At 67.7% G+C, this 12,809-nt stretch carries 14 protein-coding genes; 10 read left to right on the forward strand and 4 right to left on the reverse strand.

Features of this window, described 5'->3' with window-relative positions:
• Positions 1-2: 2 nt before the first annotated feature.
• The 4 genes from holA (at position 3) to KYC_RS21490 (ending at position 3,784) form a co-directional block, all read left to right on the forward strand.
• Positions 3-1,058, forward strand: a complete 1,056-nt coding sequence (gene holA, locus KYC_RS21475) for a DNA polymerase III subunit delta (RefSeq protein WP_008166324.1) — start codon at positions 3-5, stop codon at positions 1,056-1,058.
• A gap of 119 nt (positions 1,059-1,177) precedes the next feature.
• Positions 1,178-2,458 carry a glutamate-5-semialdehyde dehydrogenase gene (locus KYC_RS21480; RefSeq protein WP_008166327.1) on the forward strand — a complete coding sequence of 427 codons (1,281 nt, stop codon included), beginning with the start codon at positions 1,178-1,180 and terminating at the stop codon, positions 2,456-2,458.
• Positions 2,459-2,613: 155 nt separating this feature from the next.
• On the forward strand, positions 2,614-2,994 hold the full coding sequence (locus tag KYC_RS21485) for a hypothetical protein (protein ID WP_008166329.1): 381 nt from the start codon (positions 2,614-2,616) through the stop codon (positions 2,992-2,994).
• 4 nt (positions 2,995-2,998) lie between these two features.
• Positions 2,999-3,784, forward strand: coding sequence for a 2-keto-4-pentenoate hydratase (locus KYC_RS21490; protein ID WP_008166330.1), 786 nt, complete (start codon positions 2,999-3,001; stop codon positions 3,782-3,784).
• A gap of 50 nt (positions 3,785-3,834) precedes the next feature.
• Here the strand turns inward: KYC_RS21490 and KYC_RS21495 are convergent, their stop codons facing one another.
• Positions 3,835-5,250, reverse strand: a complete 1,416-nt coding sequence (locus KYC_RS21495) for an amidase family protein (protein WP_008166332.1) — start codon at positions 5,248-5,250, stop codon at positions 3,835-3,837.
• 93 nt (positions 5,251-5,343) lie between these two features.
• The gene (locus KYC_RS21500; protein WP_008166334.1) at positions 5,344-6,213 is read right to left on the reverse strand and encodes a LysR family transcriptional regulator; all 870 of its coding nucleotides are present in this window, start codon (positions 6,211-6,213) and stop codon (positions 5,344-5,346) included.
• A 113-nt stretch (positions 6,214-6,326) separates the two neighbouring features.
• Here KYC_RS21500 and KYC_RS21505 point away from each other — a divergent pair, with 113 nt between their 5' ends.
• Positions 6,327-7,724, forward strand: coding sequence for an MFS transporter (locus KYC_RS21505; protein ID WP_008166336.1), 1,398 nt, complete (start codon positions 6,327-6,329; stop codon positions 7,722-7,724).
• Between the two features lie 22 nt (positions 7,725-7,746).
• On the opposite strand, the gene KYC_RS21510 is transcribed toward KYC_RS21505, so the two are convergent.
• Entirely contained in the window at positions 7,747-8,367 is a 621-nt protein-coding gene (locus KYC_RS21510) for a cysteine peptidase family C39 domain-containing protein (protein WP_043519051.1), read from the reverse strand.
• A gap of 113 nt (positions 8,368-8,480) precedes the next feature.
• On the opposite strand from KYC_RS21510, the gene KYC_RS21515 reads away from it, so the two are divergent.
• The 3 genes from KYC_RS21515 (at position 8,481) to KYC_RS21525 (ending at position 10,224) form a co-directional block, all read left to right on the forward strand.
• The gene (locus tag KYC_RS21515; RefSeq protein ID WP_008166340.1) at positions 8,481-9,431 is read left to right on the forward strand and encodes a 3-hydroxyacyl-CoA dehydrogenase NAD-binding domain-containing protein; all 951 of its coding nucleotides are present in this window, start codon (positions 8,481-8,483) and stop codon (positions 9,429-9,431) included.
• 99 nt (positions 9,432-9,530) lie between these two features.
• The gene (locus KYC_RS21520; protein ID WP_008166342.1) at positions 9,531-9,803 is read left to right on the forward strand and encodes a GNAT family N-acetyltransferase; all 273 of its coding nucleotides are present in this window, start codon (positions 9,531-9,533) and stop codon (positions 9,801-9,803) included.
• Positions 9,804-9,819: 16 nt separating this feature from the next.
• A complete protein-coding gene (locus KYC_RS21525; protein ID WP_008166344.1) occupies positions 9,820-10,224 on the forward strand; it encodes a YchJ family protein in 405 nt (134 codons plus the stop codon).
• 9 nt (positions 10,225-10,233) lie between these two features.
• Here KYC_RS21525 and KYC_RS21530 read toward each other — a convergent pair whose 3' ends face one another.
• Positions 10,234-11,103, reverse strand: coding sequence for a LysR substrate-binding domain-containing protein (locus KYC_RS21530; RefSeq protein WP_008166346.1), 870 nt, complete (start codon positions 11,101-11,103; stop codon positions 10,234-10,236).
• Positions 11,104-11,209: 106 nt separating this feature from the next.
• Here KYC_RS21530 and KYC_RS21535 point away from each other — a divergent pair, with 106 nt between their 5' ends.
• Together KYC_RS21535 and KYC_RS21540 are read left to right on the forward strand one after the other, a co-directional pair.
• Positions 11,210-11,923: a haloacid dehalogenase type II gene (locus KYC_RS21535; RefSeq protein ID WP_008166348.1), complete on the forward strand. Its 714-nt coding sequence runs from the start codon at positions 11,210-11,212 to the stop codon at positions 11,921-11,923.
• A 43-nt stretch (positions 11,924-11,966) separates the two neighbouring features.
• On the forward strand, positions 11,967-12,707 hold the full coding sequence (locus tag KYC_RS21540; RefSeq protein WP_008166350.1) for an aldolase: 741 nt from the start codon (positions 11,967-11,969) through the stop codon (positions 12,705-12,707).
• The last annotated feature ends 102 nt before the right edge of the window (positions 12,708-12,809 follow it).

Here is a 12,809-nt window from a genome sequence, read left to right on the forward strand (position 1 = left end):
CGATGGCACAGCCTCTGGACGCGGATCGGCTGGCCGAGCAACTGCAGCGGCCCGGCAACCGGCTGGCGCCGCTGTACGCGGTTTCCGGCGACGAGCCGCTGCTGGTGACCGAAGCGGTGGACGCGTTGCGCGCCGCAGCGCGCAACGCGGGCTACACCGAACGCCTGTCCATGGTGATGGACGCGCGCAGCGACTGGAGCGCGGTCCTTGCCGCCACCCAGAGCGTGTCGCTGTTCGGCGACCGTCGCATCCTTGAAATCAAGATCCCCACCGGCAAGCCGGGCAAAGCCGGCGCCGACACGCTGACCAAGCTGGCCGAACAGGCCGAAAAGCAGGCCGATGCCGACACCCTGGTGCTGATCGCCCTGCCCCGGCTCGACAAGGCCACCCGCGAAAGCCGCTGGATGCAGGCCTTGAGCCGCGCCGGCACGGCCGTCGACATCGCCAACGTCGAACGCGGCCGGTTGCCCGCCTGGGTCGGCATGCGCCTGGCGCGCCAGAACCAGCGCGCCGACAGCGCCACCCTGCAATGGATGGCGGACAAGGTCGAAGGCAATCTGCTGGCCGCCCACCAGGAAATCCAGAAGCTCGGCCTGCTGTACCCGGAAGGCCAACTGGCGGCCGAGGACGTGGAGCGCGCCGTACTGAACGTGGCGCGCTACGACGTCTTCGGGCTGCGCGACGCCATGCTGGCCGGCGACATCAGCCGCACCATCCGCATGATCGACGGCTTGCGCGCCGAAGGCGAGGCCCTGCCGTTGGTGCTGTGGGCCGTCGGCGAGGAAATCCGCCTGCTTGCCCGGATCGCCGAGGCGCGCGCGCTGGGCCAGGACGTGAACGGTCTGATGCGGCGCCTGCGCATCTTCGGCGCCCACGAACGCCTGGCGCTGCAGGCCCTGAACCGCGTCCAGCCTGCCGTGTGGCCCGCCGCCGTACAGCATGCCCACGAAGTCGACCGCCTGATCAAGGGCCTGTCGGTTGCGGGGCGCCTGTCGGACCCCTGGGAAGAAATGACCCGCCTGGCGCTACGCGTTGCCGCCGCCGGCGGACGACCGTGAAGGCGGCATAGCCGCCGCCTTCGCCTCGCCCCCCATCCGGTCCGCCGACCGGATCTCGCCCGGCCCCGCGGCCGGATATACACTGATTCTCCAGGCGGCGCCCGCGCCGCCCCATCTCCATGATCGACGCCGCCATGTCCTCGTCCTCCATCGAACAAGCCATGCTCACCCTGGGCGAAAATGCCCGCCGCGCCTCGCGCGCCATGATGCGCGCCAACAGCGCGGCCAAGAACCAGGCGCTGCTGGCCATGGCCGACGCGCTGGTCGCCAGCCATGACGAACTGAAGGCCGCCAACGAAAAAGACGTCGCCGCCGCCCGCGCCAATGGCCTGGAGCCGGCGCTACTCGACCGCCTGACCCTGTCGGACAAAACGCTGGCGCACATGGCCGAAGGTCTGCGCCAGATCGCCGCCCTGCCCGACCCCATCGGCAGCATCACCGCCACCACCGTGCGGCCCAACGGCATGCGCGTCGCCCAGATGCGCGTCCCACTCGGCGTGATCGGCATCATTTATGAATCCCGCCCCAACGTCACCATCGACGCCGCGGCCCTGTGCCTGAAATCCGGCAACGCCGCCATCCTGCGCGGCGGCAGCGAAGCGCTGCACTCCAACATCGCGCTGGGCCGCATCGTGCAGACGGGCCTGGCCGCCGCCGGCCTGCCGCAGGACGCGGTGCAGGTCGTGGCCACCGCGGACCGCGCCGCCGTCGGCAAGCTCATCACCATGACGGAACACATCGACGTGATCGTGCCGCGCGGCGGCAAGGGCCTGATCGCCCGGCTGTCGCAAGAGGCCCGCGTGCCGCTCATCAAGCACCTGGACGGCAACTGCCACATCTACATCGACGCCGCCGCCGACCCGGACAAAGCGCACGCCATCGCCTTCAACGCCAAGACCTACCGCTACGGCATCTGCGGCGCCATGGAGACGCTGCTGATCGACGCGGTGGCGGCGGTGTCCATCCTGCCCAGCCTGGCCGCAGCCTTCACCGAGCACGGCGTTGAGCTGCGCGGCTGCCCGCGCACGCTGGCGCTGCTGCCGCACGCCAAGCCCGCCACCGAAGAAGACTGGGCCACCGAATACCTGGGCCCCATCCTGGCCGTGCGCATCGTCGACACGCTGGACGACGCCATCGAGCACATCGCGCGCTGGGGCTCGGGCCACACCGACGCCATCGTCACGGAAGACCTGTCCGCCGCGCAGCGCTTCCAGCGCGAAGTCGATTCCAGCTCGGTGTATGTCAACCTGCCCACCTGCTTTGCGGACGGCTTCGAATACGGCCTCGGCGCCGAAATCGGCATCTCCACGAACCGCCTGCACGCGCGCGGCCCCGTGGGCCTGGAAGGCCTCACCACGCTGAAGTGGGTGTTGAACGGCGAAGGCCAGACCCGCGGCTGAGCCGCCCTTGGCGCGCCCCGGCGCGCGGCCCCCTTCCCATGCGCTGACGCGGCCCTGAACACGGGGCCGCGCCAAGCCCTCTACAATACGGCCAGCGTAACGCCCAGGCTTCCAATCATCACCACGCGGCCCGCCGCGCATTCTTGAGATCCCCCATGCATTCTCCCGTCATGGCCATGGCCTTCAGCCTATTCGTGCTGTGCTTCATCACCTGCACGCTCAGCGGCATCGTGCTGTTCTTCTTCAAGACCAAGCAGATCAACGCCGCCCTGAAGCACCCCTACCTGCAGCATCGGCCCTTCAATCAGTATCCGCTGTCGATCCAGGCCGCGATCATGCTCGATTATTTTTTCCGCCTGATGTTTCCGGGCACGCGCTTCTGGCTGATCGGCAATGCGAACGACCTGCTCAGCCACGTCGATCCCAAGAAAACGCCCCTCGCCCTGAAATGGCCGATCGTCGGCTTCTGGGGTTCCTGCTGGCTGGGCCTGATCGCCATGATCGTGCTCTGGATCATGCTGTTCCTGGGAGTCTGAACGCATGCAGATCCGATTCGAAGACTATCCCGGCAGCGTCGACGCCGCCCGTTTCCTTGTCGCCGCCCGCGACGCCGGCATCGCCGGCCCGCGCCTGCCCGCCGCCTGCCGCCCGCAGTCGCTGGGCCAGGCCTTCGCTGTGCAGCAGCGCACCGCTGAACTGCTGCGCGACACCCGGCAGGACGGCATCGCCGCCTGGAAAAGCGCCCTGCCTTCGCCGGAAAAGACCGTCGTAGCGCCCATCTACGCGTCAGGCACGGCCGACGCCGCCGCAGGCCCCGTCGCCGTCCGCACCGATGTCGTGCGCATCGAACCCGAGATCGCATTCGAAATCGCCCGCAACCTGCCTCCTCGCGATACCCCCTACACCAACGCTGAAATCGACGCCGCGGTCGGCGGCGCGCGCCTGGCGCTGGAAGTCCTGGGCTGCCGCTACGCAGCGCCGGAACACGCCAGCCTGCCCGAGCTTCTGGCGGATCACATGTTCAACCAGGGGCTGGTGCTGGGTCCGCGCATCGCTTCCCCGGAGGCCGCGCCGGGCAGCATGACCATCACGCTGTCGGTCGACGGCGCCGAAGTCGAGCAGCATGCCGGCATCCACCCGAACGACCACCCCAAGGCCGGGCTGTACTGGCTGGTCAACTTCCTGCGTGAACAGGGCCTGGGCCTGTCGGCCGGCCAGCACGTCATCACCGGCTCTTATGCCGGCTTTCTGGACGTGCCCGCCAACAAAGACGTGGACCTCGCCTATGGCGAGCTCGGCGTGCTGCGCGTCCGCTTCGGCAAGTAGTTCGCCGGCAAGCGACGCCGCGGCCGCGCGCCGCGGCGTACTGCGATCCGCTAGCGCGGCGCAGGTTCGGCGATCTGGACGGGTTCGCCCCCCGCCTCAATGATTTCGCCAGCCGCCAGGCACAGGTCCTCGCGGTAGCGTCCCGCCACCACCTGCACGCCCACCGGACTCGGCCCCGCGCCGCTCATGGCGCTGCCCATTGCCACCGACAGCCCCGGCAGTCCCATGAAAGGCAAGCCGATCTGGGTCATTTGCGCGCGCCAGACCCGCGCGTAGGCCGCGTCGCCCTGCAGGTCCAGCTTGTCGGGAAAGGGCAATTCGGCCGACACCGGCAGCAGCAGCACCGGATACTCGGCAAAGAACAGTTCCCACATGCGGGTCAACGTGGCGCGCCGCGTCAGCACCGCCGAAAAGCTCGCCAGGTCTGCGCTCGCGGCCTTGTCGCGCTGGCCGGCAAGCGCCACCAGCGCCCCACGGTCGCCTTCCTTTTCGGCGGCGGCCACCATGGCGTCGTAGCCGTCCGCCATCCACATGCGGATCTGCAGGTCAGCAGCCTCCTGCATCGGCGGTATCGCTTCCAGCGTGTCTACCGTCCACCCGGCCTCGCTCAGCCGGCGCGCCGCTTCCTGCAGCGCCTTCACGACAGCGGGTTCCGTGTCCAGGCCATCGGGATTCAGGCACAGGGCGGCCCGGCGCGGCGCCTCCGGGCCCGTCAGCGGCGCAGGCACCCACCAGGGGTCGCGCGGATCCGGAGCGGCCAGCGCGGCAAGCCCCAGGCGGATGTCGGCAATGCTGCGGCCTAAGGGGCCCGACACGGCCGTGATCTGTCCGCCGATGGAACGTTCGGGCAAGGCCGCGTTGTAGGCCGGCACCCTGCCCAGCGAGGGGCGCAGGCCATGCACGCCGCACGCATAGGCCGGATAGCGAATCGACCCTGCGATGTCCGTGCCGTGCGCCAGATGTCCGATGCCCGCGGCCACTGCGGATGCCGCGCCGCCCGACGATCCGCCTGGCGTAAGTGCCGGATTGCGGGGATTCAGGGTGTCGCCGTGCAGCGCATTTCCGGTGAACCAGCGCAGCGAAAACGCCGGCGTGTTGGTGCGTCCCAGTATCACCGCGCCCGCGCGCCGCAGATTGTCGACGACGGGGCTGTTGCGTTCGGCGATCAGGTCCTTCTGCAGGGCGACGCCGTTGGTCGTGGCAAAACCGGCCTGGTCGACATTGACCTTCACGGTGACCGGCACACCCGCCAGCGGCCCGGGAGATTCGCCGCGGGCCAGCGCGGCGTCGACCTCGGCCGCCTGCGCCAGCACCGTTTCGGGGCGGTGGTCCACCACGGCATTGATGGCGGGATTGACAGCATCGAGGCGCTGCAGCGCGCTTTGCGCGGCTTCGACTGCGGACACTTCACGCTTGCGGACGAGGGCGGCAAGCTCAACTGCGGACAAACGCCAAAGATCGGACACGCGCAACTCCTGGGTCGTGGTTTTTCTACGGGCAGGCCAACCTTAGCGCCTGTCGCGCCGTCCCACAAGCCGCCGCTCTCCCCTATTGCGCCGCTAGCGGTCCTCTTCGAAAACCTCGATGATGGCGTCCGCCACGGCGCGCACCCGCGCGCTGCGATTCAGGTCGCCATGCATCACCAGCCACAGGTCGTAGCCTTCGCTGCGACCGGGCCAGATGCGCACCAGCTCGGGATAGTCCTCCGCCATGTGCGTGGGCACTTCGCCGATGCCCAGCCCGGCCGCCACCGCCTCGATGATCATCAGCCCCGAATTCAATTCGATGGCGATGCGGCCGTTGCCGGTGGGTTCGCCGCAAAACATGTCCGACCAGCCGGGCAGCACCGCCTGCTGGTAAGTCACCAGCGTATGCCCCGCGAAAGCAGTGCCGGGCCGCGGCTCGCCGTGCGCCGCCAGGTACGCGCGCGACGCGTACAGCCCGACCTCCTTGCGAGCCAGATGCCGATGGATCAGGTCGGGATTGTCCGGCTTGATGTTGCGGATCGCCAGGTCCGCCTCGCGCCGCGTCAGGTTGCTGATCTGGATGGCGGTGGAGAGCGTTACGCGGATGTCCGGGTGCTGGGCATGGACCCGTTTGATGGCCTCCATGATGAAGTATTGGGCCACCGTTTCCGACGTGGCGACGCGCACCACGCCCGACAGCCGGTGGTCCAGGCCCTGCATCTGGCGCTGAAGCTGGTCAGCGGCCTGCTCCATACGCTCGGCCGCGGCAAAGGCGAGCTCGCCCGCCGCCGTGGGCACGTAGCCGCCCGGCGTGCGCAGGAACAGCCTGGCGTCCAGCGACGCTTCCAACGCCGCCAGCCGACGCCCCGCGGTGGCCTGGTCGATCTGCAGCAGCGCCGCCGCACCGCGCAGCGTGCCTATCCGGTGGATCGCCAGGAAGACCCTGGCATTGTCCCAATCCATAGTGCTCGTCCTGATGCAATTTTGCATGACTATAAAGCACTTGTTCGGCTTTTTTGCATCCCGCGAAACGCCTAAGCTTCCCCCTCTGCCTGCCGTACACAAAATCCACCGCCATGTCTTCCGCCTGCCGCCCCGTTTCCATTTCCCCGCTGGAGGTCCAGCCCGCCGCCGGCTGGGTGCCCCTTGTCACCCTGGCCATCGGCTTCGTCATGGCCATGCTGGACGTCACGGTCGTCAACGTGGCGCTGCCCAGCATCGCCCTGCAGTTCGACGTGCCGCTGACCGATCTGGTCTGGATCGTCGACGGCTATACGCTCACGTTCGCCGCCCTGCTGCTGGTGGCTGGCGCGCTGGCCGACCGCTACGGCGCCCGGACCATCTATCTGGCCGGCCTGGGCGTCTTCACCGCCGCGTCGCTGCTGTGCGGACTGGCTCCGGATTCCACCACGCTGATCGCCGCGCGCATGTTGCAGGGCATCGGCGCCGCGCTGTTCATGCCCAGTTCGCTGAGCCTGCTTACCCACGCCTATGACGACGAGCAGGTGCGCAACCGCATGCTGGCCGCGTGGTCCGCCATCGTGGCCGTCGCGGGCGCATCCGGGCCCCTGCTCGGCGGCGTCCTGATCCACCAGTTCGGATGGCGCGGCATCTTCCTGATCAACATCCCGCTGGGCCTGGCCGGCCTGTGGCTTGCCCGCAGCCGCATTGCAGCCGCGCCGCGCCGGCCGCGCGCGCTCAATCCCGCCAGCCACCTGCTCGGCGTCGTCGCGCTGTCCTCGCTCTGCTACGCGCTCATCCAGGGCAATGCCTATGGCTGGACCTCGGCTCCCATCGCCCTGACTGCGGCCCTGTGCGTGGCGGCCGTCGCGCTGCTGGTGCGGCGCGAGCGGCGCCATGCCGAACCGATCATCCCGCGCGCGCTGTTTTCCACGCCGCAATTCGCCGCCGCTAATGGCGTGGGGTTTCTGATCAACCTCGCCGCATACGGGCAGCTCTTCCTGCTGAGCCTGTTCCTGCAGCAGGCGCGCGGCGCCGACGCGCTGCAGACCGGCATCCAGCTCGTGCCGATGCTGGCGGTCTTCTCCATCGGCAATTTTGTCTCCGGCCGCGTGTCCGCACGCTGGAACGTGTCGGCGTCGCTGCTGGGCGGCGTATCGCTCGCGACGGCAATGAGCGCGGCGGGCATATTCGCCTTCTCACCCGACATCGCCTACGGGCCCTTCGCGATCGTCATCGCGCTGGCCAATCTGGGCGTCGGTATCGCGGTGCCGGCAATGACCAGCATCGTCATGCAGGTTTCCGGCAAGCACCACGCCAACAGCGCGGCCGCGGCCCTGAACGCCAATCGCCAATCCGGCGCGCTGGTCGGCGTTGCGGTGATGGGCGCCCTCCTGCACCTGATGCCCGACTGGAACGACAGCCTGCCCGCCGCCTATGTCGTGATCGCCCTCGGCTACCTGGCCGCGGCGGGGCTGGCGTGGCGCTATCTGCGCCGCGACCGCAACCGCTGAGCCACCCGCCTGGACGGCGCGGCTACGGCAGGATCGCCACGCCGCGCCCCGCGAAGAAACTGTCGAACACCGCCAGCGGCAGTTCGACATCCGCCTGCACGCCGGGCTCGCCAGACGGATTGTGAAATCTCACCGCCTCAGGCGTGGCGCGCGTGACCAGCACCAAGTGCCCGCCCTTTTTCGGCGGCTGCCGTGCGGGCCAGCGTATCCAGGGATGCACCGAGGCCATAAAGTATTCAGCTTCTTCCAGCAGCGCGGGCAACGTTTCGGCCTCCACGTCCACACGCACCTGCGCCCGCAGGCCGAAAACGTCGGCGACGTAGCGCACGAACGGCGCGTAGATCAGCCCTTTGATGCCACCACCGGGCTCTTCGACATAGGCCCCGTAGGGCAAACTGCCGCGGGCCAGTTCCAGCGTAGGGTAGACCCGGCCGCTACGCGCGGCCAGCACCATCTTCAGGCAGGCCATGCCGCACACGTGGCTGGCCCATCGCGCATACTCGTCCACATCGCGCGCGCCCGACGCCTGCCACGCGGGATCGCCGGCCAGGTCCATCTCCTTGCGGATGATCGCGCCCGCCAGATGCGCGGACTCCCATTGGCAGAAATACGGCACGGCCGCAGGGACTGGCGTCGTTTTCATGCAAGGCTCCGGTAATCCAGGAATAGTCCGGTATCTTGCCGCCGCCGCGGCCGCGTGGCAACGGCCCTGCATTTGCCTCACAATGGGGTCATACCCATGAACAGGAGACCTGCATGTCCAGCCCCGCCTCGTCCAGTTCCAACTCCATCCGCCGCGTCGCCATCGTCGGCGCGGGCACAATCGGCGCCAGTTGGGCGGCGCTGTTCCTGGCGCACGGCCTGGAAGTCGTCGTCAGCGATCCGGGGCCCCATGCAGAAGCCCAGACCCTCGCCCGCGTGCAGGCGGCGTGGCCGGTCCTGACCGAACTGGGACACGTGCGGCCGGACGCCTCGCCCGACGCGCTGCGCTTCGAACCCGACCTGGAAGCCGCGCTGGCCGGGGTTGATTTCGTCCAGGAAAACGCGCCCGAACGCGAAGACTTCAAAACCGATCTCTTCGCGCGCATCGACGCCGCGCTGCCCGCGCACGTGATCGTCGCCTCCAGTTCATCCGGTCTCATCATGAGCCGCCTGCAATCGCGCTGCCGCCATCCCGGCCGCTTCGTCATCGGCCACCCGTTCAACCCGCCGCACCTGATTCCGCTGGTCGAGGTCGTGGGCGGCAACCAGACGTCTGCCGACACCATGGACCGCGCGATCGAGTTCTATCGCAGCATGGGCAAGCACCCCATCCGCCTGAACAAGGAAGTGCCGGGCCACATCGCCAACCGGCTTCAGGCCGCCCTCTGGCGCGAAGCCATCCACCTGGCCGCCGAAAACGTGGCCAGCGTGGCCGATATCGACGCCGCCGTCTCGCAAGGCCCGGGCCTGCGCTGGGCCCTCTTCGGCCCGCACATGACGTTCAACCTGGGCGGCGGCGAAGGCGGCCTCGCCCACTTCATGCACCATCTGCTCGGCCCGGTGCAGACCTGGTGGGACGACCTCGGCGCGCCCGAAGTCACGCCCGAATTGCAGCGGCGCCTGATCGAAGGCGTCAACGCCGAAGCCGGCCACCAGAGCATTGCCGACCTCGTCGAAGCGCGGGACGCACAGCTCACCGCCCTGCTGAAGGTCTTGCATCGCTGAGGCCCGCAACGCCGTGCAGGGCATCGGCGGCATCGCTGGTATCCTGCACGCCGGGCCAGGGGGCTGCCGCCCCGTCCTCAATCAAGAAAGGTCTGTCGCATGATTACCGTGATTCAAGACACCGAACGTTCCCGCTTCACCGCCACCGTCGATGGCGTGCTGTGCGTGCTGGACTACCAGTTGCAGGACGGCGAGATGGCCATCACCCATACCGGCGTCCCCAGCCAGGTCGGCGGACGGGGCATCGCCGCCGAGCTGACGCGACAGGCCCTGCTGACGGCCCGCGCCAATGGCTGGACGGTCCGGCCGCTGTGTTCCTACGCCGCCGTCTACATGCGCCGCCATCCTGAATACAACGACCTGCTGGCCTGAGCCTGCGCATACCGCCGTGACCAAAAAATCCGACGCGTCCAAGTCGCCCTGTCCCTGTGGCGGCGCCCGCCCCTACCCCGAATGCTGCGGCCGCTGGCACGAGGGCCCGCAAGCGTTGCAGGCGCCCACCGCCGAAGCCCTGATGCGATCGCGCTACAGCGCATTCGTGCTGGACAAGCTGCCCTACCTGCTGGCCACCTGGCATCCCAGCACGCGGCCCGAAACGCTCGAACCCAATCCTCCCGGACTGAAGTGGCTGGGCCTGCAAATCAAAACTGCGGCCGACCAGGACGCCGATCACGCCACCGTCGAATTCGTTGCCAGAAGCCGGCAGGACGGCCGCGCCAGCCGCATGCACGAGCTCAGCCGCTTCGTGCGCGAAGGCGGAACATGGTTCTACGTGGACGGCGACCTGAACTAACCGCTGGCGCTAACGGGCCAAGGCCCTGGCGCCTTCGCCGATGGCCTGCTTCAGCGCCGCCAGCAGGTCCTGCTCGACGGAACTGAAAGCGCGCGGGTCCCCCACGATCGCCAGCTCGGTAGGCGGCGCCGGCCCAAAGCCGTCTTCCACGCCCAACTCCATATGTGAGTCCAGCCGCGCGAACGCCGGCAGCAGACTGACGCCAAGCCCCGCCGCCACCGCGGCCTGCACGCCAGCCAGGCTATGGCTGTGGTAGGCGATGTGCCATGGCCGGCCGGCGCTTTCCAGCGCATAGATCATGCGCTTGCGGTAAATGCAGCCCTGCGGGAACAGCACCAGCGGCACGGCCGTCTCAAAGGACGTGCCGTGGCGGCTGCCCACCCAGACCAATGTTTCCGGCCACGCCGCCAGACAGGGCCCGTCGCCGGGCTCGCGCTTCACCAGCGCCAAATCCAATTCCCCCGACGCCAGACCCGCGCGCAGGTCGGTGCTCATGCCGCTGCGGGTCTCCAGGCGCACCTGCGCATGGCTGGCCGCAAACTCCGCCAGCAGCACGGTCAGTCTGGACACATCAAAATCCTCCGGCACGCCCAGCCGCAACACGCGAGCACTCCGGGGCGCGGACAGCACGTGCTCGGCCTCTCCGGCAATCGCCAGCAGGCGTCGCGCATAGGCCAGCATCAGTTCGCCGTCCTCGGTCGCCGACACGTTGCCTCCGGCTCTGTCGCGCAGCAGCAGCGTCTTGCCCACGCTTTGTTCAAGCTTGCGCACCTGCTGACTGACGGTCGACTGCGTGCGGTGCACCCGGTTCGCGGCGCGCGTGAAGCTGCCTTCATCGACAACGCAGACCAGGGTCTTCAGGAGTTCAAGATCCAGCATGGCAGTTTCTGATAGTTGCTCATCAACTATGTGGAGTTTAATTATTAATTTTACAACTATGCCGCGCAGTTCTACGCTGTGATGTCACTGACCAAAAGGAACCGACATGCCGCTAGACCAACTGCCCCGTCCCCAATGGCTTACCTTCGACTGCTACGGCACGCTTATCCAGTGGGACGAAGGCCTGCAGGCTGCCGTCGCCCAAATACTGGACACTAAACCGAGTACGGTCCCTGCCCCCACCCCCGCGCAGTTTCTCCATGTCTATGACGAGCACGAGCATCGGCTCGAACACACGCCGCCTTACCGTCGGTTCGCCGACGTGACACGCGAATCGCTGCGGCTGGCCATGGAGGCATTCCAGTTGCCCTATCGTCCCGAAGACGCCGACCTGCTGACCGGCAGCATTTCCCGGATGCCCCCGTTCGCCGAAGTCGTCGCAACACTTGGCCTGCTCAAACAGGCGGGCTTTCGCCTCTGCATCATCTCCAACACGGACGACGACATCATCGCCGGCAACGTCGCGCAACTGGGCGGACACATCGACCGCGTCATCACTGCCGAGCAAGCGGGCGCCTACAAGCCCTCCCGCGCGATCTTCGCGCACGCCTACCGCAGCTTGGGCGTCACCGCAGACGAAGTCGTCCACATCTGCGCCAGCCCCCACCTGGACTTAGCCGCCGCACGCGACATCGGGTTCCGGTGTATATGGATCGACCGAGGCACCGGCCGCAAACCCTTGCCTGACTACCGGCCTGACGCTACCGTACCAACTTTGGATCGTGTCCCCGACCTGTTCCGCCAGGCGGGCTGGCTCTGATCCCCAAGTTCCTCAACCCTGACTATCATTTCCGGAAGACGCCATGAATCAAGAACCCGGCTTCGCCAACGCGCTTTTTCACGCAGAACCCGTCGCCGCGTTGCGGGCGGATCTTGCGCTGGCCTTGCGGGCAGCGGCCGCGCATGGCTTGGGCGAAGGCGTCTGCAACCACTTCAGCGTCGCCCTGCCGGGCGATCCGGACCATTTCCTGCTCAACCCACGCGGTCTCATGTGGAACGAAGTGCAGGCGGACGACATCATCTTGATCGACGCGCACGGCAACAAACTCGCCGGCCGCCACGAGGTCGAACCCACCGCCATGTTCATTCACGCAGCCATCCACCGCATCGCCGGCAAGGCCTGTGTCCTGCACACCCACATGCCCTACGCTACGGCCTTGACACTAACCTCGGATCGCGGCCTGGACACGACCCTCTCTCAGAACGCCATGAGGTTCCATGGGCGTCTTGCCATCGACCAGCACTACAACGGCCTGGCGCTGGATGTCAGCGAAGGCGAACGCATTGCACGCGCCATGCAAGGCGCGGATATCGTGTTCCTCGGCAATCATGGCGTCGTCGTCTGTGGTGAACGCCTGGATTACGCCTACGACGACCTCTTCTTCCTGGAACGCGCATGCACTGCCCAGGTCCTGGCCCAATCCACCGGCCGGCCGCTGGTTCCCGTCGATCCCGAAATCGCGGCAAAGGTCGCTGCCCAAATCCAGAGCGAACGCCTGCAATCCGAGCTCTTCTTCCAAGCGCTGCGCCGCCAATTGCCCTGATGGGCGACTTTCCGCACCCGGCATAAAAAAACCCCTCGCGGCGCCAGCCGCGAGGGGTTTTCTGTATTCGGGTTTCACCTGGGCGCGCTTTAGCGCCGCCAC

It is taken from the genome of Achromobacter arsenitoxydans SY8, assembly GCF_000236785.1.
GTDB lineage: Bacteria > Pseudomonadota > Gammaproteobacteria > Burkholderiales > Burkholderiaceae_B > Achromobacter > Achromobacter arsenitoxydans.